This is a genomic window from Burkholderia sp. BCC1047 (genome assembly GCF_902833155.1).
GTDB lineage: Bacteria > Pseudomonadota > Gammaproteobacteria > Burkholderiales > Burkholderiaceae > Burkholderia > Burkholderia sola.
This window is the reverse complement of the sequence record NZ_CADFEH010000002.1, coordinates 171,389-197,669: the sequence shown is the minus strand read 5'-3', so window position 1 is coordinate 197,669 and position 26,281 is coordinate 171,389. Positions and strand designations below refer to the sequence as shown.

General features: G+C 68.0%; 28 protein-coding genes. 16 read left to right on the top strand and 12 right to left on the bottom strand.

Annotation, left to right across the window (positions count from 1 at the left end; translation table 11 throughout):
* Window positions 1-435: 435 nt before the first annotated feature.
* Window positions 436-1,959, top strand: coding sequence for a peptide MFS transporter (locus HWX55_RS02860; protein WP_175973796.1), 1,524 nt, complete (start codon window positions 436-438; stop codon window positions 1,957-1,959).
* Between the two features lie 120 nt (window positions 1,960-2,079).
* Complete coding sequence (locus tag HWX55_RS02855) at window positions 2,080-2,286, top strand: hypothetical protein (protein WP_175973794.1); 207 nt, start codon at window positions 2,080-2,082, stop codon at window positions 2,284-2,286.
* A 40-nt stretch (window positions 2,287-2,326) separates the two neighbouring features.
* On the opposite strand, the gene HWX55_RS02850 is transcribed toward HWX55_RS02855, so the two are convergent.
* The 3 genes from HWX55_RS02850 to HWX55_RS02840 form a co-directional block, all read right to left on the bottom strand.
* Window positions 2,327-3,451: an OpgC domain-containing protein gene (locus HWX55_RS02850; RefSeq protein WP_175973792.1), complete on the bottom strand. Its 1,125-nt coding sequence runs from the start codon at window positions 3,449-3,451 to the stop codon at window positions 2,327-2,329.
* A 408-nt stretch (window positions 3,452-3,859) separates the two neighbouring features.
* Window positions 3,860-4,759, bottom strand: a complete 900-nt coding sequence (gene rarD / locus HWX55_RS02845) for an EamA family transporter RarD (RefSeq protein ID WP_175973790.1) — start codon at window positions 4,757-4,759, stop codon at window positions 3,860-3,862.
* Window positions 4,760-4,774: 15 nt separating this feature from the next.
* Complete coding sequence (locus HWX55_RS02840; RefSeq protein WP_006480292.1) at window positions 4,775-5,071, bottom strand: acylphosphatase; 297 nt, start codon at window positions 5,069-5,071, stop codon at window positions 4,775-4,777.
* A gap of 152 nt (window positions 5,072-5,223) precedes the next feature.
* On the opposite strand from HWX55_RS02840, the gene hpnA reads away from it, so the two are divergent.
* Both hpnA and HWX55_RS02830 read left to right on the top strand, forming a co-directional pair.
* A complete protein-coding gene (gene hpnA / locus HWX55_RS02835) occupies window positions 5,224-6,231 on the top strand; it encodes a hopanoid-associated sugar epimerase (RefSeq protein ID WP_006480291.1) in 1,008 nt (335 codons plus the stop codon).
* A 108-nt stretch (window positions 6,232-6,339) separates the two neighbouring features.
* Complete coding sequence (locus tag HWX55_RS02830; protein ID WP_175973788.1) at window positions 6,340-7,740, top strand: phage tail protein; 1,401 nt, start codon at window positions 6,340-6,342, stop codon at window positions 7,738-7,740.
* A 120-nt stretch (window positions 7,741-7,860) separates the two neighbouring features.
* On the opposite strand, the gene HWX55_RS02825 is transcribed toward HWX55_RS02830, so the two are convergent.
* Entirely contained in the window at window positions 7,861-9,048 is a 1,188-nt protein-coding gene (locus tag HWX55_RS02825) for a glycosyltransferase (RefSeq protein ID WP_175973786.1), read from the bottom strand.
* 403 nt (window positions 9,049-9,451) lie between these two features.
* Between HWX55_RS02825 and ispH the strand changes: the two genes are divergently transcribed.
* Window positions 9,452-10,393, top strand: coding sequence for a 4-hydroxy-3-methylbut-2-enyl diphosphate reductase (gene ispH, locus HWX55_RS02820; protein ID WP_050013381.1), 942 nt, complete (start codon window positions 9,452-9,454; stop codon window positions 10,391-10,393).
* A gap of 12 nt (window positions 10,394-10,405) precedes the next feature.
* Entirely contained in the window at window positions 10,406-11,566 is a 1,161-nt protein-coding gene (hpnH, locus tag HWX55_RS02815) for an adenosyl-hopene transferase HpnH (protein ID WP_012339213.1), read from the top strand.
* Window positions 11,567-11,720: 154 nt separating this feature from the next.
* On the opposite strand, the gene HWX55_RS02810 is transcribed toward hpnH, so the two are convergent.
* From HWX55_RS02810 to HWX55_RS02800, 3 genes are all read right to left on the bottom strand, one after another.
* Window positions 11,721-11,981, bottom strand: a complete 261-nt coding sequence (locus HWX55_RS02810) for a hypothetical protein (RefSeq protein ID WP_050013382.1) — start codon at window positions 11,979-11,981, stop codon at window positions 11,721-11,723.
* A 105-nt stretch (window positions 11,982-12,086) separates the two neighbouring features.
* Window positions 12,087-12,560: a hypothetical protein gene (locus HWX55_RS02805; protein WP_175973784.1), complete on the bottom strand. Its 474-nt coding sequence runs from the start codon at window positions 12,558-12,560 to the stop codon at window positions 12,087-12,089.
* 214 nt (window positions 12,561-12,774) lie between these two features.
* Window positions 12,775-13,152: a hypothetical protein gene (locus HWX55_RS02800; RefSeq protein ID WP_175973782.1), complete on the bottom strand. Its 378-nt coding sequence runs from the start codon at window positions 13,150-13,152 to the stop codon at window positions 12,775-12,777.
* A gap of 489 nt (window positions 13,153-13,641) precedes the next feature.
* Here HWX55_RS02800 and HWX55_RS02795 point away from each other — a divergent pair, with 489 nt between their 5' ends.
* Window positions 13,642-13,995 carry a DOPA 4,5-dioxygenase family protein gene (locus tag HWX55_RS02795; RefSeq protein WP_175973780.1) on the top strand — a complete coding sequence of 118 codons (354 nt, stop codon included), beginning with the start codon at window positions 13,642-13,644 and terminating at the stop codon, window positions 13,993-13,995.
* 113 nt (window positions 13,996-14,108) lie between these two features.
* Entirely contained in the window at window positions 14,109-14,534 is a 426-nt protein-coding gene (locus HWX55_RS02790; RefSeq protein ID WP_175973778.1) for a nuclear transport factor 2 family protein, read from the top strand.
* 59 nt (window positions 14,535-14,593) lie between these two features.
* On the opposite strand, the gene HWX55_RS02785 is transcribed toward HWX55_RS02790, so the two are convergent.
* The 3 genes from HWX55_RS02785 to HWX55_RS02775 form a co-directional block, all read right to left on the bottom strand.
* Window positions 14,594-15,214 carry a hemolysin III family protein gene (locus HWX55_RS02785; protein ID WP_050013387.1) on the bottom strand — a complete coding sequence of 207 codons (621 nt, stop codon included), beginning with the start codon at window positions 15,212-15,214 and terminating at the stop codon, window positions 14,594-14,596.
* Window positions 15,215-15,422: 208 nt separating this feature from the next.
* Window positions 15,423-15,629 (bottom strand): YbdD/YjiX family protein, encoded by a 207-nt coding sequence (locus tag HWX55_RS02780; RefSeq protein WP_012367086.1) that lies wholly within the window; start codon window positions 15,627-15,629, stop codon window positions 15,423-15,425.
* Window positions 15,630-15,641: 12 nt separating this feature from the next.
* Complete coding sequence (locus HWX55_RS02775; RefSeq protein ID WP_050013389.1) at window positions 15,642-17,720, bottom strand: carbon starvation CstA family protein; 2,079 nt, start codon at window positions 17,718-17,720, stop codon at window positions 15,642-15,644.
* 268 nt (window positions 17,721-17,988) lie between these two features.
* On the opposite strand from HWX55_RS02775, the gene dapF reads away from it, so the two are divergent.
* The 7 genes from dapF to HWX55_RS02740 all read left to right on the top strand — a co-directional run bounded on the left by dapF (window position 17,989) and on the right by HWX55_RS02740 (window position 23,427).
* Window positions 17,989-18,798, top strand: a complete 810-nt coding sequence (gene dapF / locus HWX55_RS02770) for a diaminopimelate epimerase (protein ID WP_175973776.1) — start codon at window positions 17,989-17,991, stop codon at window positions 18,796-18,798.
* A complete protein-coding gene (locus tag HWX55_RS02765) occupies window positions 18,795-19,682 on the top strand; it encodes an RNA polymerase sigma-70 factor (protein WP_175973774.1) in 888 nt (295 codons plus the stop codon). The genes dapF and HWX55_RS02765 overlap by 4 nt, the downstream gene beginning before the upstream one ends.
* Before the next feature lie 182 nt (window positions 19,683-19,864).
* Window positions 19,865-20,344, top strand: coding sequence for a carboxymuconolactone decarboxylase family protein (locus HWX55_RS02760; RefSeq protein ID WP_175973772.1), 480 nt, complete (start codon window positions 19,865-19,867; stop codon window positions 20,342-20,344).
* A 62-nt stretch (window positions 20,345-20,406) separates the two neighbouring features.
* Complete coding sequence (locus HWX55_RS02755; RefSeq protein WP_175973770.1) at window positions 20,407-20,811, top strand: cupin domain-containing protein; 405 nt, start codon at window positions 20,407-20,409, stop codon at window positions 20,809-20,811.
* A gap of 109 nt (window positions 20,812-20,920) precedes the next feature.
* Window positions 20,921-21,925 carry a LysR family transcriptional regulator gene (locus HWX55_RS02750; RefSeq protein WP_175973768.1) on the top strand — a complete coding sequence of 335 codons (1,005 nt, stop codon included), beginning with the start codon at window positions 20,921-20,923 and terminating at the stop codon, window positions 21,923-21,925.
* Between the two features lie 205 nt (window positions 21,926-22,130).
* Window positions 22,131-22,886 carry an SDR family oxidoreductase gene (locus HWX55_RS02745; protein ID WP_175973766.1) on the top strand — a complete coding sequence of 252 codons (756 nt, stop codon included), beginning with the start codon at window positions 22,131-22,133 and terminating at the stop codon, window positions 22,884-22,886.
* Window positions 22,887-22,911: 25 nt separating this feature from the next.
* On the top strand, window positions 22,912-23,427 hold the full coding sequence (locus HWX55_RS02740; RefSeq protein WP_175973765.1) for an Ohr family peroxiredoxin: 516 nt from the start codon (window positions 22,912-22,914) through the stop codon (window positions 23,425-23,427).
* Between the two features lie 55 nt (window positions 23,428-23,482).
* Here HWX55_RS02740 and HWX55_RS02735 read toward each other — a convergent pair whose 3' ends face one another.
* Window positions 23,483-23,911, bottom strand: a complete 429-nt coding sequence (locus HWX55_RS02735) for a PRC-barrel domain-containing protein (protein ID WP_050013398.1) — start codon at window positions 23,909-23,911, stop codon at window positions 23,483-23,485.
* A gap of 388 nt (window positions 23,912-24,299) precedes the next feature.
* Window positions 24,300-25,430, bottom strand: a complete 1,131-nt coding sequence (locus HWX55_RS02730) for a 3-deoxy-7-phosphoheptulonate synthase (protein ID WP_077219626.1) — start codon at window positions 25,428-25,430, stop codon at window positions 24,300-24,302.
* Window positions 25,431-25,712: 282 nt separating this feature from the next.
* Between HWX55_RS02730 and HWX55_RS02725 the strand changes: the two genes are divergently transcribed.
* On the top strand, window positions 25,713-26,267 hold the full coding sequence (locus HWX55_RS02725) for a hypothetical protein (RefSeq protein ID WP_124594819.1): 555 nt from the start codon (window positions 25,713-25,715) through the stop codon (window positions 26,265-26,267).
* Window positions 26,268-26,281: the final 14 nt, after the last annotated feature.

Below are 26,281 nucleotides of genomic sequence, written 5' to 3'. Positions count from 1 at the left end.
TAGCTTAATCTTCGGGTTCGCCCCCGTCTTCGGCGTTGAGCCCGGTGCACTAAACAGGGCCCGAAGCGAGCGAAACGACGCGCTATCTTGCCAGACTCGCAGCCTTCACAGGCAAGCTGCAAGCGGCTCTCCGGGAATTTGCGGAGAACCGGCGTCAAGCTTACAAGTAGATGATGAGACAAATGTTCCTGAAAGCTGCTGCCATATCGGGAGTTTCCCTAAGTGGCGCGGACCCGACGCACCGGACCGGCAAACGTTACCATTCGCGCGCCGGTCGGGGCCGCGCTCCGCCTTCTCAGGTGGAATCCGACCCCGGCCCGAGCTAACCGCTCGACTGCTCCATCGCCGATGCCAGCCTACCCGGCCACAGTGCTCCGGCGCCAGTTCGACCTTAAGGCGACGCGCGATCCGCGCCGTCCGTTTCAAACGAGATTGATGATGCACGCACCTGTTTCACAGACCCGATCGTTTATGACGGTCTTCCTCATCGAAATGTGGGAGCGCTTCGGCTACTACGGCATGGCCGCGCTCCTGGTCCTCTTCATGGTCGACCGGCTCGGCTTCACCGACAGCCACGCGAACCTGACCTGGGGGGCCTTCACCGCACTCGTCTACGCCGCGCCGTCGATCGGCGGCTGGATCGGCGACAAGGTGCTCGGCGCCCGCCGCACGATGATCATCGGCGCGGCCGTGCTGTGCGCCGGCTACCTGATGCTCGCGGTGCCGAACGATCAGCTGACGTACATGTACGCGTCGCTCGGCGTGATCGTCGTCGGCAACGGCCTGTTCAAGGCCAACGCGGCGAACCTCGTGCGCCGCATCTACGAAGGCGACGACGCGCGCATCGACAGCGCGTTCACGATCTACTACATGGCGGTCAACATCGGCTCGACGGTGTCGATGCTCGCGACGCCGTGGATCAAGGATCACTGGGGCTGGCACACCGCGTTCGCGGTCTGCTGCGGCGGCATGCTGCTCGCGATCCTGAACTTCATGCTGATGCACCGCACGCTCGCGCACGTCGGCTCGCAGCCGGACGACCAGCCGATCCGCTGGAAGCGCCTCGGCGCGGTCGCGGCCGGCGGCGTCGCGCTCGCGCTGGTCACGCTGTACGTGCTGCAGCACAAGCAGCTCGCGGTCGCCAGCGTGTGGGCGGCCGCATTCGCGATCCTCGCGATCTTCGCGTACATGATCGCGAAGTCGGAGCGCTCGGAGCGCGCGGGCCTGATCGCGGCGCTCGTGCTGATCGGCCAGGTGATCCTGTTCTTCATCTTCTACGTGCAGATGTCGACGTCGCTGACGCTGTTCGCGCTGCGCAACGTCGACCCGCGCTTCATGCTGTTCGGCACGACGCTGTTCACGTGGAGCGCCGCGCAGTTCCAGGCGCTGAACCCGATCTGGATCATGCTGCTGAGCCCGGTGCTGGTGTGGGTCTACAACGCCGTCGCGAAGGGCGGCCGCGACCTGCCGGTCGCCGCGAAGTACGCGCTCGGTTTCGGCGCGGTCGCCGCCGGCTACCTGGTGTTCACGATCAGCGGCCGCTACGCGGTCGACGGCCGCGTGTCGTCGTGGTTCATGGTGTGGGGCTACGGGCTGTACTCGCTCGGCGAGCTGCTGGTGAGCGGCCTCGGCCTCGCGATGATCGCCCGCTACGTGCCGGCGCGCATGAGCGGCTTCATGATGGGCGCGTATTTCGTCGCGACGGGCGTGTCGCAGTATCTGGGCAGCGTCGTCGCGAACTTCGCGCAGATGCCGTCGCACGAGCTGCCGGCCACCGAATCGCTGCCGCTCTATCTGTCGCTGTTCGAGAAGCTCGGCTGGCTCGCCGCGATCGGCATGCTGCTCGCGCTACTGCTGCTGCCGCTGATGAACCGCCTGTCGCGCCAGCATCAGCGCTGCACGGACGAGCGCCGCGAAGAAGCGCTGCAGGCGCAGGCCGCCGCCGTCGCCGCGCAGTAAGTACTATCCCTCGGCGTGCGGCGTGCACGCCACATTCTCCCGCCGGAAACGCGAACGCGTCCTACACTGGTTGCAGGCAACGCATCCGCTTCCCGAGATGCGCACTGGCGGGAGAACCCGATGAAAAGCAAGACGACGCGGCTTTTGAGGATACTGTCGGACATCCGGCACGCGCAGCGCTGCACCGCGATGCGCGCCGCCCGGGCCGCGGCCGAAGCCGACGCGGTGCTCGCGGAGCGCGAGGACCCGACGCAGGACGAACGCTACGACGCCGAAGCCGACGACGCCACCGCCACGCCCCGCTCCCGTATCGGCTCACCTCACTGACGCTGCGCGGCGCCTGCCGCGCCGCCCTTCTTGCGCGCGCCTACGCCGCCGCGCCGCGCCATCGCGCGATCCACGTCCCCGAACCGGCCACCGCCATCATCAGCCCGACCGCGCACGCGTCGGCCACGAGGCCCACGCCGACCTGCCGCAGATCGGCGCTGCCCGCGACCGGATGCAGCAGCGAATCGATCACGAGCGAGATCGCCGCCCCCGCGACGAAGCAGATCAGCCCGCGCTGGCCAACCGCCACGACGGGCCGCACGCCCTGCGCGATCCGCGCGATCCAGCCGAAGCGTACGCAATCGGCCATCAGCCACGCGATGGCCGCGAAGCTCACGACGCGCGGCAGCGCGAGATCGCGCTTGAGCACGCCTTCGGGCGCCGGCAGCCCCGAGAACAGCTTGTAGCTCGCGCAACCGAGCACGATCGCGCACGCGAGCCCGGTCGCCGCCGCGCCCCAGCGGCCGAGCGCGACGCGCCGGTAGAACGGCTGGCCGCGCGCGAGCACGCCGGCGACGAACATCAGTTGCCACGCGAACGGGTTGAAGCTCCAGCGGAAGCCGTCGGTGTCGAGCAGTTCGGGGCCGAGCCAGCCCGCCGCGAGCCACGACCCGGCGCTGAGCGCGACGAGCGGCCACGGATGGCGCCGCGCGAACGGCACCAGCACCGGCGACGCGAGCGCGAACAGCACGTACATCGGCAGCACCGACGCGAGATACGGCTGGCGCTGGAACGTCAGCAGCTCGGCGAGACCCGTCAGCGGCGACGCGAGCATCACGCTGACGTCGTCGAGCGCGAGGTTCGGCGCATCGATGCCGAAGTGATCGAGCACCGCCGACACGACGAGCATCAGCGTCGACGTCGCGAGAAACGCGCGGTAGATCTGCGTGGCGCGCCGCACGAACCGCTGCTGCGCGGCGCGCGCGCCGTGCCGCTCGGCGATCGCGCCGTACGCGCTCGCGGTCGCGAAGCCGCCGAGGAACACGAACACCTCGGCCGCATCGCACAGCGCGAACGCGTGCAGCGTCACGCGCGACAGCACGCTCGCGCCGATGTGATCGACGACGATCATCAACAGCACGAGCCCGCGGAAGAAGTCGATTTCGATCAGGCGGCCGCCGCGCGACGGCTGCGCCGTGGCGGCATGCAGCGGGCTCAACGACATGAGCGCACCTGCACGGCGGCGGTGCGACGTGCACCGGCGAAGGGAGCGGGAGAAAGACGGCGAGCGCGATCGGCGACGACACGCGTATGCCCGTATCGTGCCAACCCGGCCGGCTTGGCACGGAGGTGACCGTTCATTGAAAGCTGCATACGAAGGGAAGTCGATCGGATCAGTCTAATGGCCGATCAGGGGCGACCCTAAGTAACAAAATGCAACTGAATCTTCTCTTCGATTACAAGCGTGAGCGTGGCGCGGCGAAGCAGGCAGCGTCGCCAGATTCGCGTCAGCGCGGCGTCAGTCGGCGGTCAGTATCGACGGATTCGAGAGGACGTGGCAGCGGAACGAACGCGGTTCGACGGCCGGACGATGCGCGATGCGCGGCACGGCCCGCACATCGCGACGATGCGCTTATCCGCGCGCGGGCAAGCGCCGCATCAGCATCGCGCTGTGCCATGCGGTGAGCGCGACGGCGACCCAGATCGGCCCGTACGTCGCGAGCTGCGAGGCGCTCAGCGTCTCGCCGAGCAGCAGCAGCGACACCACGACGAGCAGCACGGGCTCGACGTAGCCGAGAATCCCGAACAGCGCCATCGGCAGCATCCGGCTCGCCTTCAGGTAGCTCGCGAGCGCGAGCGTGCTGAGAAGGCCGAGCCCCGGCAGCAGCGCGGCCCACAGCAGCGGATGGCCGGCGACGCGCGTCGCGCTCGTCGCGACCATCGCGAACGCGATCGGGCACAGCAGCACGATCTCGATCGCGAAGGCGGCGAGCGAATCGGCGTTGATCCGCCGGCGCAGCACGAAATACGGCGGATAGCCGAGCGCGACGACGAGCGTCGGCCATGCGAACGCGCGCGTCGCCCACACTTCGTGCGCGACGCCGAGCGCCGCGCACGCGACCGCCGCCCATTGCAGCGGGTCGAGCCGTTCGTGATAGTAGAAGCGGCCGACGAGCACCATCGTCAGCGGCAGCAGGAAATAGCCGAGCGACACTTCGAGCATGCGGCCATGCAGCGGCGCCCACAGGAACAGCCACAGCTGCACGCCGAGCAACGCCGCGCTCACGGGCAGCGCGATCAGCAGGCGCCAGTCGCGCGCACCACGGCGCGCCAGCTCGACGAGCGCCGGCCAGCGGCCGCGCAGCGCGATCAGCGCGAGCGCGCCCGGCGCGGTCCACACGATGCGCCACGCGAAGATGTCGAGCCCCGTGAGCGGCGCGAGCAGTTTCGCGTAAGCCGACATCAGCGCGAACAGCGTCGACGCCATCACCGACAGCAAGAGGCCGCGCCCGGCTTCCGGATACCCCGTCATGTCGTAGTGCGCCGCTTACTGCTGCTGGAAGCGTTCGAAGCGCTTCTCGGTCCGGCGTTCCTCGAACGTCACCTCGGTCACGCGCGCGGCGGGCGGCCCGTGACGCAGCCATGCGAGCATCCGGTCGATCTGCGCGCCGGGCCCCTGGATCATCGCCTCGACGGTGCCGTCCTCGAGATTCGCGACCCAACCGCGCAGCTTCAGCGCATGCGCTTCGCGCACCGTCGCATGACGAAAGCCGACGCCCTGCACGACGCCGCGCACCCGCACGTAGTAGGTCTCGATCCGTTCGTCCAGTTCATTGCGGCTCATCGCGTCGCCCTCCCGTTGCATTCAAGCCCGGCATTGTAGTCGCGTCGGCGGCTTCGCACACGCGCCGGCCGGGCGTCGCCGCGCCCGCCGACCACGTACAATCTCGCCGATGCCCAACCGCCGCGCCGCCCGCGCGGCCCAGAAGGAAACGCATGACTGATACTTCCCGCGATCTCGTTCTCGTCACCGGCGCGTCCGGTTTCGTCGGCTCCGCCGTCGCGCGCATCGCGCAGCAAAAAGGCTATGCGGTGCGCGTGCTCGTACGCCCGACCAGCCCGCGCACGAACGTCGCGGATCTCGACGCCGAGATCGTCACCGGCGACATGCGCGACGAGGCGTCGATGCGCGCCGCGCTGCGCGGCGTGCGCTACCTGCTGCACGTCGCGGCCGACTACCGGCTGTGGGCGCCCGACCCCGACGAGATCGAGCGCGCGAACCTCGAAGGCGCGGTCGCGACGATGCGCGCGGCCCGCGCGGAAGGCGTCGAGCGGATCGTCTACACGAGCAGCGTCGCGACGCTGAAGGTGACGAGCGCCGGCGATCCGTCCGACGAGAACCGGCCGCTCACGGCCGAGCAGGCGATCGGCGTCTACAAGCGCAGCAAGGTGCTCGCGGAGCGCGCGGTCGAACGGATGATCGCCGACGAAGGGCTGCCCGCCGTGATCGTCAACCCGTCGACGCCGATCGGCCCGCGCGACGTGAAGCCGACGCCGACCGGCCGCATCATCGTCGAGGCCGCGCTCGGCAAGATTCCCGCGTTCGTCGACACGGGGCTGAACCTCGTGCACGTCGACGACGTCGCGCACGGCCACTTCCTCGCGCTCGAGCGCGGCCGGATCGGCGAGCGCTACATCCTCGGCGGCGAGAACCTGCCGCTGCAGCAGATGCTCGCGGACATCGCGCAGATGACGGGCCGCAAGGCGCCGACGATCGCACTGCCGCGCTGGCCGCTGTACCCGCTCGCGGTCGGCGCCGAAGCGATCGCGAAGTTCACGAAGAAGGAGCCGTTCGTCACCGTCGACGGGCTGCGGATGTCGAAGAACAAGATGTATTTCACGTCCGCGAAGGCCGAGCGCGAGCTCGGCTACCGTGCGCGCCCGTATCGCGAAGGGCTGCGCGATGCGCTCGACTGGTTCGGCTCGGCGGGCTACCTGAAGTAACACAAAGCGGCGCACGTCGCGCCGCTTTGCGCACTTTGTTACACGTCGCGCACGGACCGGCATCGGCGCAGCGGTTAAAATCGCGGGTCTTACGCAGAGAAGACACGCATGAACCTGAACGATCAGATCGCTTCGCTCGCCACGGGCGTCGATCAGCTCCTCCACGATCACCACGCCGCCCAGCAGGCGGCACGCAGCGCGGAAGCCTTCGCGCGCGCCGCGGCAGCGGAAGCCCGGGCCGCGGCCGAGCGTCACGCGGCGGCGGAAGCCGAAGCGCAGGCGGCCGCGCAGCGCCACACGGCCGCAGCCGCCGACGCCGAAGCTGCGCAGCGGCGCCACGCCGACGCCACCGCCGCCGCCGAAGCGGCCGCCCAACGTCATACGGATGCCGCCACGCAAGCCGAAGCCGCTTCGCAGCGCCATGCGGAAGCCACCGCGCTGACCGAAGCGCTCGCGCAACGTCACGCGGATGCCGAAGCCGCGTCGCAGCGCCACGCGGCGGCGATCGCCGAAGCCGAGGCCGCCGCGCAGCGTCATCACGCCGCGGCGACCGAAGCCGAAGCGGCCGCGCAACGTCATGCCGCGGCGACCGCCGAAGCGGAAGCCGCCGCGAAGCGCCACGCGGAAGCGACCGCCGAAGCCGAAGCCGCCGCGCAGCGCCACATGGCCGCGATCGCCGAGGCCGAGGCGCTCGCCCAGCGTCATACGCAAGCGCTCGCCGACACGCAGGCCGCCGCCCAGCGTCATGCCGACGCAACCGCCGAGGCCGAAGCCATCACGCGGCGTCACGCCGAAGCGATCGCGCAGGCCGAAGCCGCCGCGCAACGCCACGCGGAAGCGACCGCCGCAGCCGAAGCGATCACGCAGCGCCATACCGAAGCGATCGCGCAGGCCGAAGCGGCCGCGCAGCACCACGCGAAGGCGATCGCCGACGCCGAAGCGCTGGTCGAGGCCGTCGTCAAGGAAGCCGCGACGAGCGCGGTTGCCGTGACGGCCGATGTCGTCGAGCCGTCCGTGGCGGCGCAAGCGTCGGTGAACACGACCGCGCTGGCGGCGGCGGAAACGGTGGAAACGATCGATGTGGTCGAAGTCGCCGACGCCCCGGCCAATGCCGAAACCGCGCTGATTCCGACGACGCAAGCCGAAACCGCGGTTGAAGCCGACACCGCTGCCGCGCCGGCCGACAAGGCGACGCTGCACGTCGCGCGCCCGTCCCAGAACGAACTCACGCTGACCATCAACGGCCAGTCGATCACGCTGCATCCGGAGCAACTGGGCCAGCTGATCGAGGAACTCGCGCACGCCCGCGCGTCGATGCAGCCGGAGCCGCCGCCCGGCATTCCGGCCGGCTGGCGTTTCGTGACGACGAAGAACCCGATGATGGCCGTGCAGAAGCAGTCGAACGGCGACCGTCTGCTGGTCGCCCGCCATACCGGCTACGGCTGGGTGCCGTTCACGTTCTCGCCGGACGTCGTGATCCAGATGTACATGATGCTGACGCAGCGGTAAGCGCGCGCATCGGCCGGAAGGCGGCCAAAAAGCACACAGCCCGGATCGGCTCGAGCCGATCCGGGCTGTGTGCTTTCAGCGTTCCGGTTGATCGGGACGGCCGGCCTCCGCCGGCGCGGGTCAACGCTCCACCGGCGCCTGCACGCGCGCCTTCCACTGGCCGCCCTTGCCGCGCCAGTAACGCCACGCGGATGCGAACGTCGCGCCGACATAGAACAGCGCGACGAGCGGCAGCGCGGGCGCCCACAGCGGCGAGCGCCGGTAGTAGCGCAGCATCGGCGCATACGCGGCGCACATCGACGCCCACGCGAGCCACGCCGGCCACGCGCGCGCACCGTAGGCGAGCGCGACGACCGGCGGCACCAGATAGATGATCGTCATCCCGAGCAGCGTGCCGGCCAGCAGCAGCGGCGAATAGTGCAGTTGCGTGAACGCAGTGCGCGCGATCATGTTCCAGATGTCGCGCCAGCTGTCGTACGGGCGCAGCGACACGCTGCGATCGGCGAGATCGAGCCGGATCGGATGGCGGCCGCTGCCGCGATGCTTGATCTGCGCGGCGAGGCTGCAGTCGTCGATCAGCGCGCCGCGAATCGATTCGATGCCGCCCGCTTCCTCGAGCGCCGTGCGCTTCACGAGCATGCAGCCGCCGGCGGCGCCGGCCGTCCGGTTGCGCGGGTTGTTGATCCACGAGAACGGGTACAGCTTCGCGAAGAAGAACACGAACGCCGGGATCAGCGCCTTTTCCCAGAACGAGTCGCAGCGCAGCCGCACCATCAGCGACACGAGATCGCGCTGCTCGGCCTGCGCGCGCGTGACGAGTTGCGCGACGGCGTCCGGCGGATGGCCGATGTCGGCATCCGTCAGCAGCAGGTAGTCGGCCGGCAGGCCGAGCGTGTGCACCGCGGCGATTCCCTGCGACTGCGCCCACACCTTGCCCGACCAGCCGGCCGGCAGCGGCTTCGCGCTCAGCACCGTCAGCCGGTCGGCGCGGTTGATCGCGAGCGCGGCCGCGCGGGCCGCGTCGGCGGTGCCGTCGTCGCTGTGGTCGTCGACGATGATCAGGTGGAAGTCGCCCGGATAGTCCTGCTCGAGCAGCGAAGTCGCCGCCCGGGCGATCACGTCGGCTTCGTTGCGCGCCGGCACGACCGCCACGACGGCCGGCCAGCCGGCCTCGGCCGCCGCGCCGCGCGCGTCGGGCGGCAGCGGCCGTGCGGGCTGCGCGCGCCAGAAGCCGCCGCGCGCGACCAGCAGCAAGATCCAGATCACCAGCGACAGGCCGGACACCAGGAAGGCGATCGCGAGCATCATCGGCCTGCCTCCTGCCGCCCGCCGGCTCGTTCGGTAGAAATAAGGGTCTGGAACACAACACCCGACGCCGCACGGGCGGACGGGCAATACGCGTGAGAATCGACGGTCATCGAAGGGCCTTGAAATGAGCGCGATGGCGGGCAGCCGGAGCGGCCGCCCGCGAAACCGCGCAGTTTACCGGGTTCCGCGCGCGCCAGCGCCGACGCGGCTCTCCCGCAATTGCAACGGTGTCGACACGGCACCGAAGCACGGACGGCCCGATAGGGTTAAAATGCGCGATTAATTCGGGGTTCCGGGGCCTGGCCGGCCGGTTCGTTCCTGCCTTCATAACATCAAGCCGGGGCGAGCAAGCGCGTGCCAAGCGCCTCGAACCCCGGCGTCTGTCGTCGGAGTTCGCTCACTTATGCGAGTCATCCTTGCCCAGCCCCGCGGCTTCTGTGCGGGGGTTGTCCGTGCGATCGAGATCGTCGATCGCGCGCTGCAACAGCACGGTGCGCCGGTCTATGTGCGTCATGAGATCGTGCACAACCGGCATGTCGTCGAAAATCTGCGTAATAAAGGGGCACGATTCGTTGAGGAACTCGACGAGGTGCCGCACGGCGCTGTCGCGATCTTCAGCGCGCACGGTGTCGCCCAGACGGTCGAGCGCGACGCGCAAACGCGCGGGCTCGACGTGCTCGACGCGACCTGCCCGCTCGTCACGAAAGTGCACGTGCAGGGCCGCCAGTACGTCGCGGCGGGCCGCCGGCTGATCCTGATCGGCCACGCGGGCCACCCGGAAGTCGAAGGCACGATCGGCCAGATTCCGGCCGAGGTGATCCTCGTGCAGAGCGAAGCCGAAGTCGATACGCTGACGCTGCCCGTCGACACGCCGGTCGCGTACATCACGCAGACCACGCTGTCGGTCGACGACACGCGCGGCATCATCGAAGCGCTGCAGCGCCGGTTCACCGACCTCGTCGGCCCGGACACGCGCGACATCTGCTATGCGACGCAGAATCGCCAGGCCGCCGTGCGCGAGCTGAGCGAACAGGTTGACGTGCTGCTCGTCGTCGGTGCGACGAACAGCTCGAACTCGAACCGCCTGCGCGAGATCGGCACCGAAAGCGGTGTACCGAGCTATCTCGTCGCCGACGGCTCGGAAGTGAAGGCCGAATGGTTCGCGGGCGTGCAGACGGTCGGCCTGACCGCCGGCGCGTCGGCGCCCGAGGAAATGGTCGAGGATGTAATCGGCGCGCTGCGCGCGCTGGGGCCCGTCGATGTCGCGACGATGGCGGGCCGTGAAGAAAAAGTCGAATTCAAGTTGCCGGCGAAGCTCACGCAAGCTGTCGCCCGCGAAGTTTAAGGAGGACATCCCTTGTCTATTCCGCTGCTCCAGCAAGTCCGTGTCGGCGCCTACATCGTGCGCCAGCACCTGTCCGGCAACAAACGCTATCCGCTCGCGCTGATGCTCGAGCCGCTGTTCCGCTGCAACCTCGCGTGCAACGGCTGCGGCAAGATCGATTATCCGGATCCGATCCTGAACCAGCGCCTGTCCGTCGAGGAATGCCTGCAGGCCGTCGACGAGTGCGGCGCACCCGTCGTGTCGATCGCCGGCGGCGAGCCGCTGCTCCACAAGGAGATGCCGGAAATCGTCAAGGGCATCATGAAGCGCAAGAAGTTCGTGTACCTGTGCACGAACGCGCTGCTGATGGAAAAGAAGATGGACGACTACCAGCCGAGCCCGTATTTCGTCTGGTCGGTCCACCTCGACGGCGACAAGGAAGCGCACGATCACTCGGTGTCGCAGGAAGGCGTGTACGACAAGGCCGTCGCGGCGATCAAGGAAGCGAAGCGCCGCGGCTTCCGCGTGAACATCAACTGCACGCTGTTCAACGATGCGGTGCCGGAACGCGTCGCGAAGTTCTTCGACACGCTGGGCCCGATCGGCGTCGACGGCATCACCGTGTCGCCGGGCTATGCATACGAGCGCGCGCCGGATCAGCAGCACTTCCTGAACCGCGACAAGACGAAGAACCTGTTCCGCGAAATCCTGAAGCGTGGCGAAGGCGGCAAGCGCTGGTCGTTCAGCCAGTCGTCGCTGTTCCTCGACTTCCTGGCCGGCAACCAGACGTACAAGTGCACGCCGTGGGGCAACCCGGCGCGTACGGTGTTCGGCTGGCAGAAGCCGTGCTATCTGGTCGGCGAAGGTTACGTGAAGACCTTCAAGGAACTGATGGAAACGACGGAGTGGGACAACTACGGCGTCGGCAACTACGAGAAGTGCGCGGACTGCATGGTCCACTGCGGCTTCGAGGCCACGGCCGTGATGGACACGATCTCGAACCCGCTGAAGGCGCTGCGCGTGAGCCGCAAGGGCATCAAGACCGACGGCCCGTTCGCACCGGATATCTCGATCGCGAAGCAGCGTCCGGCCGAATACGTGTTCTCGCGTCACGTCGAGATCAAGCTCGAGGAAATCCAGCGCGCCGGCAAGGGCAAGCTGCAGAAGCCGGCGAAGTCGGCAACGGCCGCTTAAGCAGCGCGGTGAGCCGCGCGGAGGGTCGCACCTTCGCAGCGGTCTGGTATCGAAGAAGCGCCACGGAGTTCGCTCCGCGGCGCTTTTTGTTTTGGCGGACGCCGCGTGCCGCATTGCGCTGACGCGCCTGCGTGCGGCGGCGAACGTCGGTTGCCTAGCTGCGCGACTCCGCCGCGGCGATCAGTTGCCACGCGGTGGGCCCCGGATCGAGCAGCGGGTCGGACGGCGGATCGAGATCGTGCGGATGCGCGTCCTCGGACGGCAGCATCTGCCATTTCGCAATGCCGATTTCGTCGCCGCACACGGTGCATCGATAGATGCCCGCCACCGTCACCTTGCTGCCCGGCGGCAGATTCTCGCTGAATGCGCGGCCACTTCCGCACGTGAAGTAGCCGCCGCTCCTGTATAGCGCCATCGCTCCTCCTGACCGAAACGAATGCGTTCGCGTCGACACGCACGATCGCCGCAAACGCGAGGATGGATCCTCGTCGCCCGGACTCGCCGGGTTCCAGTCATGTAATTAGACGGCGCGCGGCCGCATCTTCGCCGCCGCCTGCGCGACGATTCCCGGCTGTTCGGCGGAAGCGAACGTGCAGACGTGACGCCACAGCTCGGCCAGCCGATGCCGCATGAGCGTCGCGACGCATGCGTCGTTCGCGGCGAGCACGCGTTCGAGCACCGCGCATTCGTCGTCGTGCAGCGTCCATGCACCGCTTCGCGCGGCGCGCGCCATGCTCGCGTCCAGCACGCGCTCCGCGTCGACGCACAGGTCGATGGTCGCGTCGGGAGAGACCACATCGTCGAGCGCGAGGAACACCAGATACACGCTCGTGCGCAGCCTCATCAGCAGCGTTTCGCTACCGTGCTCGCCGCGCAGCGCGACCAGCGCCATGTGGCATTTCAGCGAGATGTCGCGGGCATGCGCGGGCGGCAGCGGCAGCAGCCATTCGCGCGTCAACGGCGGATGGCGACGGCCTTTCCGGGCAGCCTTCATGATCCGCCCTCGCTCGCGCTCGCGTCGTCCGCCGCCTCGGACCGCGCGCCGCCGCACGCGGCCACGCACCGGCCCGCGTCGCGCGGGTCGTCCGCCCGGCGTCGCATGCCGCGCACCTCGGCGCGCCGCCGTGCCGCGCATGCCAGCCTGCGTATCGCCGACGCACGCCACACGCCGAGCAGCCGGTGTGCGCATGCCATGTTCGTCTCCTGCGTCAAAACGTGTTCTCGCCCTTCAGGTAGTACGCGGTTTTCACGAAGAACGCCTTCACCGGATGGCCGCTCTGCACGTCGCGGGCCGCCCGCGCTTGCATCGCGGCTTTTTCGTCGGGCCACCGGTTCGGCTCCGGGTTGTACACGCGCTCGAGCGCACGTTGCATCGCGAGCGGATAGTTCTGGTTGCCGGCCGTCGTCGCGCGATAGCCGGCACGCGTCATCTGCATCAGCTGCACATCGGTTTCGGCACGCGCCGCCGACCAGGTCAACGGCGCGGCATGCGAAGTGTCGGCGACGCCGATCGACTGCGCGAAGCTGACGGCCGGCAGCGCAGCGAGTGCGCAGGAAAGAACGGCAACGGGAACGAGGGATCGCATAATGGCCTCCAGATGGTTGTCCCCGCATCGATCCAGCATCGATGCGTTGAAATCATCGTATGTCGGGCCGCATCCCGCTTGAATAGCCGAATCCGCAATTGTTATTTTCAGCCGCGCATTCGGCGGGCGCGCTGCGTCATTCGCGTATCCCCTCGAAATGGAATTTCTTTATTTCATTCAACGATCTGATCGGATTTTTACCGGCGATCCGGTGGGGCGCTCACCGCGCTCTTTCAATTTCCGAAATGACGTGTTGCCGATGGAAATCCGGCCGGCGCGCCTGCGCACAAGGCTTCCGGCGTGATATCGCGCACGCGGATACCGCCGAAGCGATTTCGTCGGATCAGCCGATTCTTCTGATGCAGGACAAATCACTCGCATCGGCCTGCCGGATTGAGACACGACGCAATCTGCAAGGACGCGCGATAATCACGCATCGGCCGTTTCGCACGGCATCTCAGGCATTTTCATTTTTAATCGAGTCTTCCCATGGCTGCTCTCGACACTACCGCCATCGACAGCTGGCACGCGCACGTCTATTTCGATGCGGCGAGCCGCGACGCGGCCTGGGCGTTTCGCCAGGTCGTCGACGCGCGGTTCGGCGCGATCATCGAACTCGGCCGCTTTCACGAACGCCTCGTCGGCCCACATCCGGCGTGGTCGTACCAGATCGCGTTCGACGCCGCGCGATTCGACGACATCGTGCCGTGGCTCGTGCTGAACCACGGCGCGCTCGACATCTTCCTGCATCCGAATACGCACGACGAACTGCGCGACCACCGCGATTGCGCAGTGTGGATCGGCAAGTCGTATGCGCTGAATCTCGACGCGCTGGCCGGCTAAGAGCCACCCGCAGAGCGCCCGCGGCCCGGCATCCACGTTTCGGGTCGACGTGAAACGTCTCGCGGCGGCGCACCCCTACAGTGGTTTCCGTGATCGACTTCCGGAAACCCGCCATGACGCCCGCAGACACCGACGCCGCCGCCCGGCGCATCCATGACGACTGGCACGCGGCCGTCGTCGCCCGCGACCTCGACGCGCTGATGTCGCTGTATGCCGACGACGCGGTGCTCGAAACGCCGCTCGTCGTCGCCACGCTGCCCGAACATGGCTCGGGCGTGCTGCACGGCAAGGCCGCGATCGGCGCGTTCTTCGCGGCCGGCCTGCGCAATCCGGACAACCCGCTCGGACGCTGGTACCGGACCGGGCTGTTCTTCTCGAACGGCCGCCAGCTCGTCTGGGAATACCCGCGCGCCACGCCGGACGGCGATCAGGTCGATCTCGTCGAGGTGATGGATCTGCGCGACGGGTTGATCGCGCATCATCGCGTGTACTGGGGATGGGTGGGCTTCGGCGCACTGCGGGACGCGTCGCGCCGGTAGCGCATGCTGCGGCCGACTCGCGACGCGCGGAGCATCCCGCGCTCAACGCGCCATGCCGCTCACGCGACGTACATCGCGACACTGACGAACTGGCACAGGCTGCCGGCCAGCACGAACAGGTGCCAGATACCGTGCCCGTGACGAATGCGTTCGTCGTTGATGAAGAAGTAGATCCCCGCGCTGTAGATCACGCCGCCGGCCACGAGCCATGCGGTGCCGACCGGCGGCAGCGCGTGGATCAGCGGCCGCACGGCGACGAGCGCGAGCCAGCCCATCAGCACGTACAGGATCATCGACAGCAGGCGCGTGCGACGCCCGAGCGTCAGCTCCTGCACGATGCCGAACACGGCGAGCCCCCAGCTCACGCCGAACAGCGACCAGCCCCACGGGCCGCGCAGCGTGACGAGCGTAAACGGCGTATAGCTCCCTGCGATCAGCAGATAGATCGCCGCATGGTCGCATTTCTGCAGGATCGCCTTCAGGCGCGGGTTGCGCACGCTGTGATAGGCCGTCGAGATCGCGTAGAGCAGGATCAGCATCGCGCCGTACACGCTGAAGCTCACCACCTTGTACGGGTCGCCTTCGAGCGCGCCCATCGTCACGAGCGCGACGAGGCCGGCCACCGACAGCACCGCGCCGACGAGATGGGAAATGCTGTTGAAACGCTCACCGACATGCACGACGTGTTCTCCTGCGGTCCATCGGGAAAAGAAAGTGCCCTAATGATACCGGCGGCCGGATGCCGCCGCGCTGCGCGCGGGCAAACCGCGCGCAAGCGCCGTGCGGTGCGCGTCGTCGGCCCGCCAAAGAAAAAAGCGCCGCGACAGCCATCGCGGCGCTTCCGTTTCGATCCCGAACCGATTCGTCAGGCGATTGCAACGGCCCGGTTCAGCAACACTTCCCCGCCCCCGATCCGTACCGCGCATTCTGACGCTCGCGGAAGAATTCCTCGTACGTCATCGGCTCGCGGTCCGGATGGGTTTCGCGTATGTGCGCGACGTAGGTATCGTAGTCGGGCAGGCCGACCATCAGCCGCAACGCCTGCCCAAGGTAACGCCCCGCGCTGCGCAGGTCGCCGCCGAGATCGCTGAACATCGCGGCCTCCCCTTAACGTCCGCTGCCGAGCGCCTGCGCGGCCGGCATCGCTTCGTACGGCGTCTCGCGCACGGTCGGCTTCGACTCGCGGCGCGCGCGCAGCACGGCGAGCAGGCCGTACACCGCGATCGCCACGACGACGAAGATGAACAGCCCGGCCAGCGCCGCATCGATGTAGTCGTTGAAGATGATCCGTTTCATCTGCGCGATCGACTTCGCCGGCGCGAGTACCTTGCCCTCGTCCACCGCGGCCTGCAGCTTCGCGGCGTGCGCGAGGAAGCTGACCTTCGGGTTCGCGTCGAAAATCTTCTGCCAGCCGGCCGTCAGCGTGCAGATCAAGAGCCACGCGGTCGGCACGATCGTCACCCAGGCGTAGCGCTCGCGCTTCATCTTGAACAGCACGACGGTGCCGAGCACCAGCGCGATCGCGGCGAGCATCTGGTTCGAAATGCCGAACAGCGGCCACAGCGTGTTGATGCCGCCGAGCGGATCGACCACGCCCTGGTACAGGAAGTAGCCCCACGCGGCCACGCACAGCGCGGTGGCGACGAGGTTGGCGGGCAGCGACTCGGTGCGCTTGAGCGCCGGGTGGAACGTGCCGAGCAAATCCTGCAGCATGAAGCGGCCCGCGCGCGTGCCGGCGTCGACGGCCGTCAGGATGAACAGCGCCTCGAACAGGATCGCGAAGTGATACCAGAACGCCATCATCGCTTCGCCGCCGATCACCTGGTGCAGGATGTGCGCCATGCCGACGGCCAGCGTCGGCGCGCCGCCCGCACGCGCGATGATCGTGGTTTCGCCGACGGCCTTCGCGGTTTGCGTGAGCATGTCGGGCGTCAGCACGAAGCCCCATTGCGTGACGGTGTTCGCGACCGCTTCCGGCGTTGAGCCGAGCACGGCGGCCGGCGCGTTCATCGCGAAGTAGATGCCCGGTTCGATCACGCACGCGGCGACCAGCGCCATGATCGCGACGAACGATTCCATCAGCATCGCGCCGTAACCGATGAAGCGCGCGTTGGTTTCGTTGTCGATCAGCTTCGGCGTCGTGCCCGACGAGATCAGCGCGTGGAAGCCCGATACGGCGCCGCACGCGATCGTGATGAACAGGAACGGGAACAGGTTGCCCGCCCACACCGGGCCCGTGCCGTCGACGAACTTCGTCAGCGCGGGCATCTTCAGTTCCGGTGCGACGACCAGGATGCCGATCGCGAGGCCGAGGATCGTGCCGATCTTCAGGAACGTCGACAGGTAGTCGCGCGGCGCGAGCAAGAGCCACACCGGCAGCACCGACGCGACGAAGCCGTAGCCGATCAGGATCCACGTGAGCTGCGTGCCGCTGAACGTGAACCACGCGGCGATCGCCGGCGAGGCGGCCACGTTCTGACCGAACGCGATCGCGGCCATCAGCCCGATGAAGCCGATGATCGACACTTCGCCGATGCGGCCCGGGCGGATGTAGCGCGTATAGACGCCCATGAACAGCGCGATCGGAATCGTCGCGGCGACGGTGAACGTGCCCCACGGCGAATTGGTCAGCGCCTTCACGACGATCAGCGCAAGCACCGCGAGGATGATCACCATGATCAGGAACGCGCCGAACAGCGCGATCACGCCGGGCACCGTGCCGAGCTCCATCTTGACGAGATCGCCGAGCGAGCGGCCGTCGCGCCGCGTCGAGATGAACAGCACGATGAAGTCCTGCACCGCGCCGGCGAACACGACGCCGGCCAGGATCCACAGCATGCCGGGCGTATAGCCCATCTGCGCGGCGAGCACGGGGCCGACGAGCGGCCCGGCGCCGGCGATCGCGGCGAAGTGATGGCCGAACAGCACGTACTTGTTGGTCGGCACGTAGTCGAGGCCGTCGTTGTACTTGACCGCCGGCGTCATCCGCAGCCCGTCGAGCTGCATGACCTTGCTGGCGATGAAACGGCTGTAGAAGCGATACGCGATCAGATACACGCAGACTGCGGCGATCACGATCCAGAGGGCACTGACGCGTTCGCCGTGCGCGAGTGCGATCGTGCCGAATGCGAACGCGCCGAGCAGCGCGACCGCGATCCATAGCAGGGTACTGGAAGCCCGATTCATGGCGTCTCCTGGTCTCCAATGTGTTTTTGAGTGGATGCGGCGAGGCGCCGAACCCGCGTGACGTCGATGCGTCGTGCCGCAGCCTCGCAGAGGCCGCGGCGATGGGCCGTAGTATTCCGCGCGATGGGGGAAGCTTACAAGCGCACAACTACGTATGACGATCTACGTAGAATTACGTAGATGCCCGCCGCTGCCCGCCGTCAGGCCACGATTGCCCGCGATCGGCGAGCCACGTACAGTATTTGCCTGCCTCCATTCCGGAACCGCCATGCCGATCGGATTTCAGAAGTTGAACGCGAATGGCGATGATTTCGTCATCGTCGACCTGCGCGGTCAGGAACACGATCCCGCGCAGCGCCTCGATCGCGACCTCGTGCGGCGCATGGGCGACCGGCATCGCGGCATCGGCTTCAACCAGCTCGCGGTGATCTCGGACGGCGACGACGCGGCCGCGCGCGTCGCGTTCCGGAACCCCGACGGCTCGGCGCTCGATACCTGCGGCAGCGCGACGCGCGGCGTCGCATGGAAGCTGATGCGGGAAACCGGGGCGGCGTCGGTCGTGCTGCGCACGAATCGCGGGCGCCTGCATTGCTCTCGGGATGCGGACGGGCTGATCACAGTCGAAATGGGCGCGCCGCGACTCGGCTGGCAGGACGTGCCGGTCTCGGAAGCCGTCGATACCCTCGCGCTGCCGCTGCCCGGCGCGCCGGCCGCATGCAGCATGGGCAATCCGCACTGCACGTTCTTCGTCGACGATGTCGCCGCACTCGACCTCGAAACGCTCGGCCCGGCGATCGAAACGCATCCGCTGTTTCCGCAGAAAACCAACGTGCATGTCGTTCAGGTCATCGACCGCACGCACATTCGCCTGCGCATCTGGGAACGCGGCGGCGGCGTGCCGCTCGGCTCCGGCTCGTGTTCGTGCGGCGCGGTGGTCAACGGCATTCGGCGCGGGCTGCTCGACGCTACCGTGCGGGTGACGTGCGACGGCGGCGACGTCACCGTTCGATGGGACGGCGCCGGCAGCGTGTTCCTGAGCGGGCCGGTGACGTTCGGCTTCAGCGGGGTGTGGCTGTGACGACCGACGACGCACGAACCTTCCACGCGCTGCGCCCGCGCCTGCAGAAGATCGCGTACCGGATGCTCGGCTCCGTCGCGGATGCCGAGGACATCGTGCAGGACGTATGGCTGCGCTGGCACGACGCGGCGCACGACAGTATCGAGAACGCCGAGGCGTGGCTCGTCGCGGTCACGACGCGGACGTCGATCGATCGTCTGCGCGCGGCGAAGCTCCGGCGCGAGCACTACACGGGTATCTGGCTGCCGGAACCGGAACTCGGCGAATCGCCCGCGACGCCCGAGGAAATGACGGAGCGCGCGAACGACGTATCGGTCGCGTACCTGCTGTTGCTCGAACGGCTGACGCCGGAAGCGCGCGCGGCGTTCCTGCTGCATGAAATCTTCGAATTCGACTACGACCGGATCGCCGACGCGATCGGCAAGACCGAAGCCGCGTGCCGGCAACTAGTCAGCCGGGCCCGCGCGCGGCTGCGCGACGATACGCAGCCGCGGCATGCAGTGCCGCACGAAACGCATCGCCGGCTGCTGCAGACGTTCACGCATGCGCTCGCGCACGGCGACTTCCCGTCGATCCAGGCGCTGCTCGCCGAAGACGCGATGCTGATTGGCGACGGCGGCGGCCACGTCCAGAGCTTCCCGAAACCGATGGTCGGCGGCCGGCGGATCGCTCAACTGTTCTATGCGACGTGGTTGCGCTGCGGCAGCGGTGTCGAGATGCGGCCGGTCGTGCTGAACGGCCAGTGGGCGATGCTGCGCTTCATCGACGGGCAACTCGAAGCGGCGATGTCGTTCGAGACCGACGGCACGCGCATCGGCCGGATTCTCGTGCAGCGCAATCCCGACAAGCTCGCGCGAATCGCGGCCGCCTGCGCCGCCGGCTGACGGCCGGCGGCGCGCAACGCGCCGGCCGTCGCGCGCGGATTGGTGCAGCGCGCGCAACACGATGCGTCCCTGTGCGTGGCTACCGCGCACCGGCGCACACTCCTAAGATGATTTCGCGCGGCGCCCTGCCGCCCACGACACCCGCGCCACGCGGGCCCGCCTCTTCGTCGCCAGGAGAAATCATGACGCAGCGTATCAACTACATCCAACAGTCACCCGAGTTGTTCAGAAAATTCCTCGAACTCAGCAACCTGCTGCGCGACAGCGCGATCGAGGAACCGATCCGCGATCTCGTGTCCGTCCGCGCATCGCAGCTCAATGGCTGCGCATTCTGCGTCGACATGCACGTGAAGGAAGCGCGCATCCACGGCGAGCGCGAACTGCGTCTGCATCATCTGACGACGTGGCGCGAATCGACGCTCTTCTCGCCGCGCGAGCGGGCCGCGCTCGCGTGGACCGAAGCGCTGACGACGCTGGCCGCGCACGGCGTGCCGGACGAACTCTACGATCGCGTGCGCGGCCAGTTCTCCGAAAAGGAATTGTCGGACCTGACGTTCGAAGTGATGGCGATCAACGGCTGGAACCGCGCGAATATCGCGTTCCGCACCGTGCCGGGTTCGTCCGACAAGGCGTTCGGCCTCGACAAGGCCAATCTCGTCTGACGGCCACCCGCCGCCCTCCCTCGCTGCCGGCCGACGGCCGGCGGCCCACCGGAACCACCACCATGATTCGCATGAAACACGTGATCGCGTCCGCGCTCGTCGTCGCGGGCGCCGCGACCGGCGCCGTTCGCGCGGCGCCGTCGGCCATCGTCACACCGCTGATGACGAAGCCGCTCGACGCCTACCCGGGCAAGGAAGCGCAGATGATCTCGGTCGAGTATCCGCCCGGCGCGGTCGACCCCGTCCACCGCCACCACGCCGAGGCCTTCGTCTATGTCGTCGAGGGGTCGATCGTGATGCAGGTGAAGGGCGGCGAGCCCGTCACGCTGAAGCCGGGCCAGACCTTCTACGAGGGCCCGAACGACCTGCACACGGTCGGACGCAACGCGAGCAGCACCCGGCCCGCGAAGTTCATCGTGCTGCTGTTGAAGGACCAGGGCGCGCCCGTGCTCGTGCCGGAAAAATAACCGGCTCGCACACCGCCGCGCCCTTTTTTTAAAAATGCGGCGGGCGGTGTCACAGGCGGCAGCGCTGAAACGTCTAGTCGCATACGGACACCACGATTCCAGCGCCTCCATGCCCGACACCTCCATTCCCCGCCCCGATGCCGACGATCCGTTCGCGCGCAGCTTCTCGACCTGCTATGCCGGCGTGGTCACGTTCCTCGCCGTCGTCACCGAGGGCAGCTTCGCGCGCGCCGCCGATCGCCTCGGCGTCGGCCGCTCGTCGGTCAGCCGCCACGTGCAGCGCCTCGAGGACCGGCTCGACGCACGCCTGTTCCAGCGCACCACCCGCAGCATGTCGCTGACGCGCGAAGGCGAACTCTTCTACGAAAACTGCCGGCCCGGCATCGAGCATCTGGCGCAGGCGCTCGAGGACATGCGCGAGCTGCGCAGCGGGCCGCCGAGCGGGCACCTGCGCGTCGGCTCGACGCCGGGCTTCGGCCGCAAGGTCATCGCGCCGCTGCTGCGCGATTTCCATGCGCGGTATCCGGACATCACGCTCGACCTGCTGCTGAACGATCGCCCGGCCGATTTCTCCGCCGACCGCATCGACGTCGCGTTTCGCGACGGCCGCATGGAGGACAGCGCGATCGTCGCGCGCCGGCTGATTCCGATGCAGATGATCGTGTGCGCGTCGCCGTCGTACGCGCACCGGCACGGCTTGCCGCGCCACGTCGACGAACTCGCGCAGCATCGCTGCATCAACCTGTGCACCGCGTCGGGCCGCGTGACGGAATGGGAATTCAGGATCGACGGGGTGACGCAGCGGCGCCAGCTCGCCGCGCATCACACGTTCAACGACATCGACCTCGTCGTGCGCGCGGTGCTCGACGGGCTCGGCATCGCGCAACTGCCCGCGTACCAGGTGTGCGACCTGCTCGCCGACGGCCGGCTGCTGAGCTGTCTCGGCCAGCACGCGCCGGACGACGGCGGCCACTATCTCTGCTACCTGAGCCGCAAGCATCTGCCCACGCGCATCCGCGTGTTCATCGACTACATGATCGAACAGACGCGGGCGCGCGATCTGCAGTGCCTGACCACGATGACGACGCTGGCGCCGCTGGAGACGATCGATTGATGCATTCCCGGCAACATGGTGAGGGCTTGCCGGCCTCTACCGGATCGCGCGGCGCATGCCTACGATGCGAGCTGTTCGACAGGCACGCGAATACGGCGCTGCGCCGTTCGGCAACGTACCGGCCCGATCGCGCGCACGCGATGGGCGCCGGTTTCGGCAGATTCAAGCGGCGCGCATGTCGCGCGCCCGTTCAAGGAGAGCAATCGTGAAAATCGTCGTGATTGGTGGTACCGGCCTGATCGGCAGCAAGGTCGTCAGGAACCTGATCGCACGCGGCCACGACGCGGTCGCGGCCGCGCCGTCGACGGGCGTCGATACGATCACGGGCGCGGGGCTGGACGCCGCGCTCGCCGGCGCGGAGGTCGTCGTCGATCTCGCGAATTCGCCGTCGTTCGAGGAAGCGGCCGTGAAGGCGTTCTTCGAGGCGTCGGGGCGCAACCTGTTCGCCGCGGAGCGCGCGGCCGGCGTGCGCCATCACGTCGCGCTGTCGGTGGTCGGCACCGACCGGCTGCAGCAGAGCGCGTATTTCCGCGGCAAGATCATCCAGGAGAACCTGATCCGCGAAGCGGGCGTGCCGTACACGATCGTGCGCTCGACGCAGTTCTTCGAATTCGTCGGCGCGATCGCGCAGGCGGGCGCGCAAGGCGACACGGTCCGCTTGACCACCGCGCACTTCCAGCCGATCGCATCGGACGACGTCGCGGCCGCCGTGACCGACTTCGCGCTCGACGCGCCGCGCAACGGCATCGCCGAGATCGGCGGCCCCGAGCGTGTGCGGATCGCCGACCTGGTCGAGCATTTCCTGTCGGCCACGCACGACGCACGCACGGTGACGCGGGATGCGGGCGCCGACTACTTCGGCGCGATGCTGCAGGACGACACGCTCGTGCCCGCGCCCGGTGCGCGCCTGGGTGCGACGACTTTCGACGCGTGGTTTCGGCAGAACGCGCTCGCGCGGTGACTCCCGCCACCGGATCACGCTCGCCATGACGCCATTACGCCCACCGCCGCTGTCGCTGCTCGACCGGTATCGCGGACAGGAACCGCAGAAGCTGTACTCGACGACGGTGACCGTCACGGGCGGCGCGGCCGATCACGGCCGCGCATCGGGCGTCGCGCGTTCCGACGACGGGCGCCTCGATGTCGAGCTGCGCCTGCCGTCCGCGCTCGGCGGCCCCGGCGACGGCCCGAACCCGGAGCAACTGTTCGCCGCGAGCTATGCGGCGTGCTTTCACGGCGCGCTGAGCCTGCTGGCCGCACGGGCGGGCGTGTCGATCGCCGGCGCATCGGTATCCGCGTCGATCGACTTCTGTCGCGATCCGGTGGACGGATTGTTCATGCTGAACGCGAACATCCGCGTGCGGCTGCCGGGCATAGAACGCGCGGTGGCGGAAGAGCTCGTGCGCAATACGGAGCGTTTCAGCCCGTATACGAAGATGGCGCACGAAGGGATCAGCCACGTCGTGGCGCTCGCGCCGGCGGACGAGACACCGAAGCGTTGAACGAAAACGCGGCGCCCGCCGCATCGCGCAACGGGCGCCGCGTCGATACGGCGGATCAGTGCTTTTCGTCGACCTTCTTCGGCTTCGGCGCCGACGGCACCTTCGCGTACTGGAACGCCGGCGTGGCTTTCAGCGCTTCCTTGGTCGCACCCGGCAGGTAGATGTTGCCGTTGCGCACGTCGAGCGACGCGATCGGCACCGCGACGTCGTGCGCGGCCACGCCGAGGAAGCCGCCTGCCGACACGATCGCGGCCGACACCGAGCCGTCCGGCGCGACGATCAGGTCGCGCACCTTGCCGACTTTCTGGTTCTCGTCGTTGTACACGGTCTTGCCGAGCACGCTCTTCTTCACGCTCCAGCCTTCGAGCAGCGCCTGCGATTGCTCGACGGTCACGCTGATCGGCTGCGCGCCCGCGATCTGCGCATGCGCGCTGATGCTCGACGCGAGGACGGTTGCTGCGAGGAGGGTCTTGTAGAACTTCATGTGTGATGCACTCCGGTTCGGTTGTTGTGGATTCCGGGAGCGAAGCGGGCGCAACGGCTGATCGGTGAGCGCCCGCGGATGGCCGCCCCGCGCTTCGTCGGTCGCGTGACGGCCGGCCGCACCGCCACTGCGTGTGTGCGTGGCCGGACTGCAGCGAGCAACACGTCTTTCATGGTAGCGGGATTCGCCGGATCGTGCGTTGAGCGTGCAACGTGGCAAGCGGGGCGAGCAGATCAGGATCAAGGATCGTGCAGACAGACGGGAGGCGCGGCGCGGAAAAATGGCGCCGCGGCCGGTCGATCAGGACAATCTCACGGACGAGCGCCCGATCTTCGCGGCGTATCGAACACATCGAACGACGCGACGGGCGCCGCGCTGCCCCACGGCATCACGCATTCCGCGAATACACCCGGCGATGCCGCACCGCCTCCGCCAGCACGTCGAGCACCGGCTCCGTCTGCGTCCAGCTCAGGCACGCATCGGTGATCGACACGCCGTATTGCAGCGGCACGCCCGGCTTCAGGTCCTGCCTGCCCGCCTCGAGATGGCTCTCCACCATCACGCCGACGATCCGGTGCTCGCCCTGCCCCAACTGCCGCGCGAGATCCTGCGCGACCTCGATCTGCCGCTCGTGCGACTTGTTCGAGTTCGCATGCGAGCAGTCGACCATCACCTGCTCCCGCAAACCGGCCTTGCGCAGCACCGCGCAGCTCGCTTCGACGTGCTCGGCATCGTAATTCGGGCCGTTCTTGCCGCCGCGCAGGATCACGTGCGCATCGTCGTTGCCGCGCGTCTCGAAGATCGCGGCCATCCCCATCTTCGTCATCCCCATGAACGCATGGCTCGCGGCCGCGGCGACGATCGCGTCCGACGCGACCTGCACGCCGCCGTCGGTGCCGTTCTTGAAGCCGATCGGGCAGCTCAGCCCCGACGCCAGCTGGCGATGGCTCTGGCTCTCGGTCGTGCGCGCGCCGATCGCGCCCCACGCGATCAGGTCGGCGATGTACTGCGGGCTCAGCAGGTCGAGGAATTCGGTCGACGCCGGCAGGCCCAGCGCGTTGATGTCGAGCAGCAGTTGCCGCGCGGCGCGCAGCCCTTCGTTGATGCGGAAGCTGCCGTCGAGGCGCGGATCGTTGATGTACCCCTTCCAGCCGACCGTCGTGCGCGGCTTCTCGAAATAGACGCGCATCGTGATCAGCAGGTCGTCCTTCAACGCGTCGGCGGCGGCCTTCAGGCGGCGTGCATAATCGAGCGCCTGGTCGTGATCGTGGATCGAGCACGGGCCGACGACGAGCAGCAGCCGGTCGTCGCGGCCGTGCAGGATGTCGCCGATCGCGCGGCGCGTATCCTCGACGAGCGTCTGCGTCGCGGCCGGCACCGGCAGCTCGTCGAGCAGCAGCGCGGGCGAAATCAGCGGACGCACCGCGCCGATGCGGACGTCGTCGATGCGCGTGGTGTCCTGCGTCGCGTCGGCGCTGCCTACCTCGCGATCGTGGGAAGGATTGTCGAGGTTCTGCATGGTGATTCTCCGGGGGACATCTGTCTGGAATGATGGGCAGGCTCGATTATGGCACCCGTGCGGGACGATAGCGGGTTGCGGGGAAGTCGACCGAAATCGATACGACGGTCGCGACGTGACGGCGATCGCGGTCCGCCGGCCATTCGGCCGAGTGGTCGCGTGTCACCGCGGTGCCGTACGATCGTGGCTGTCCGCTGCCGATGCGGCCCCTCGCTCGACACAGGCGGCAACATGCGCCGCCTGCCTGCGACCGATCGTTCACCCCTTGCCCGACACGCCACGATGACCGTATCCGACCTCCTCAGCGCCATCCGCCAACCCTACGCCGACCTGCTCGCGCAAGCGGCCACGCAACCGGCCGCCGTCGTCGAGCCGGCCTACCGGAAAGCCGACGGCACGCTCGCCACCGAAGGCCCGCTCGCGCTGCCATGCCGGGCCGATACCATTCACGGCGAAGGCGAATCGGCTGGCCAGCCGGCGATGGTCGATTCGACCACGCAACTGGATTTCGAGCCGTTCGCGTTCGAGCTCGAAACGGTCGCCGTATCGATCCATCCGTTCGTGTGGGACTGGGCGACGATCGAAGCCGACGGTCTCGACGAAGCCGCGGCCACCGAGGTGTTCAAGACCTGGTTCTTCGCGTGGTTCGATGCCGACGACGAAAGCATGCCGGCCGAAGACGGCCTGCACGGCATCGTTCACTATCTGTCTGAACCGGCTAACACCGAGCACGGATGGCGCGTCAACGCGGATCTCGGCTCGGCGCCGGGCGCGGCGGTCGAGGACCTGCTGTTCCGGCTCGTCGATGCGGGCGCCACGCGAATCAGTGTCGGTTGAAGCGCTTTTCCATG

What these genes read in the sequence shown, in the direction of transcription:
- HWX55_RS02805 (WP_175973784.1), bottom strand. Translation starts at nt 12,560, where the DNA reads ATGAAGGCTGCCCGGAAAGGCCGTCGCCATCCGCCGTTGACGCGCGAA.
- HWX55_RS02725 (WP_124594819.1), top strand. Translation starts at nt 25,713, where the DNA reads ATGACCGTATCCGACCTCCTCAGCGCCATCCGCCAACCCTACGCCGAC.
- HWX55_RS02810 (WP_050013382.1), bottom strand. Translation starts at nt 11,981, where the DNA reads ATGGCGCTATACAGGAGCGGCGGCTACTTCACGTGCGGAAGTGGCCGC.
- HWX55_RS02855 (WP_175973794.1), top strand. Translation starts at nt 2,080, where the DNA reads ATGAAAAGCAAGACGACGCGGCTTTTGAGGATACTGTCGGACATCCGG.
- HWX55_RS02775 (WP_050013389.1), bottom strand. Translation starts at nt 17,720, where the DNA reads ATGAATCGGGCTTCCAGTACCCTGCTATGGATCGCGGTCGCGCTGCTC.
- HWX55_RS02850 (WP_175973792.1), bottom strand. Translation starts at nt 3,451, where the DNA reads ATGTCGTTGAGCCCGCTGCATGCCGCCACGGCGCAGCCGTCGCGCGGC.
- HWX55_RS02860 (WP_175973796.1), top strand. Translation starts at nt 436, where the DNA reads ATGATGCACGCACCTGTTTCACAGACCCGATCGTTTATGACGGTCTTC.
- HWX55_RS02840 (WP_006480292.1), bottom strand. Translation starts at nt 5,071, where the DNA reads ATGAGCCGCAATGAACTGGACGAACGGATCGAGACCTACTACGTGCGG.
- dapF (WP_175973776.1), top strand. Translation starts at nt 17,989, where the DNA reads ATGCCGATCGGATTTCAGAAGTTGAACGCGAATGGCGATGATTTCGTC.
- HWX55_RS02755 (WP_175973770.1), top strand. Translation starts at nt 20,407, where the DNA reads ATGATTCGCATGAAACACGTGATCGCGTCCGCGCTCGTCGTCGCGGGC.
- HWX55_RS02740 (WP_175973765.1), top strand. Translation starts at nt 22,912, where the DNA reads ATGACGCCATTACGCCCACCGCCGCTGTCGCTGCTCGACCGGTATCGC.
- HWX55_RS02730 (WP_077219626.1), bottom strand. Translation starts at nt 25,430, where the DNA reads ATGCAGAACCTCGACAATCCTTCCCACGATCGCGAGGTAGGCAGCGCC.
- HWX55_RS02790 (WP_175973778.1), top strand. Translation starts at nt 14,109, where the DNA reads ATGACGCCCGCAGACACCGACGCCGCCGCCCGGCGCATCCATGACGAC.
- ispH (WP_050013381.1), top strand. Translation starts at nt 9,452, where the DNA reads ATGCGAGTCATCCTTGCCCAGCCCCGCGGCTTCTGTGCGGGGGTTGTC.
- HWX55_RS02825 (WP_175973786.1), bottom strand. Translation starts at nt 9,048, where the DNA reads ATGATGCTCGCGATCGCCTTCCTGGTGTCCGGCCTGTCGCTGGTGATC.
- HWX55_RS02760 (WP_175973772.1), top strand. Translation starts at nt 19,865, where the DNA reads ATGACGCAGCGTATCAACTACATCCAACAGTCACCCGAGTTGTTCAGA.
- HWX55_RS02750 (WP_175973768.1), top strand. Translation starts at nt 20,921, where the DNA reads ATGCCCGACACCTCCATTCCCCGCCCCGATGCCGACGATCCGTTCGCG.
- hpnA (WP_006480291.1), top strand. Translation starts at nt 5,224, where the DNA reads ATGACTGATACTTCCCGCGATCTCGTTCTCGTCACCGGCGCGTCCGGT.
- HWX55_RS02780 (WP_012367086.1), bottom strand. Translation starts at nt 15,629, where the DNA reads ATGTTCAGCGATCTCGGCGGCGACCTGCGCAGCGCGGGGCGTTACCTT.
- HWX55_RS02830 (WP_175973788.1), top strand. Translation starts at nt 6,340, where the DNA reads ATGAACCTGAACGATCAGATCGCTTCGCTCGCCACGGGCGTCGATCAG.
- HWX55_RS02735 (WP_050013398.1), bottom strand. Translation starts at nt 23,911, where the DNA reads ATGAAGTTCTACAAGACCCTCCTCGCAGCAACCGTCCTCGCGTCGAGC.
- HWX55_RS02800 (WP_175973782.1), bottom strand. Translation starts at nt 13,152, where the DNA reads ATGCGATCCCTCGTTCCCGTTGCCGTTCTTTCCTGCGCACTCGCTGCG.
- HWX55_RS02795 (WP_175973780.1), top strand. Translation starts at nt 13,642, where the DNA reads ATGGCTGCTCTCGACACTACCGCCATCGACAGCTGGCACGCGCACGTC.
- rarD (WP_175973790.1), bottom strand. Translation starts at nt 4,759, where the DNA reads ATGACGGGGTATCCGGAAGCCGGGCGCGGCCTCTTGCTGTCGGTGATG.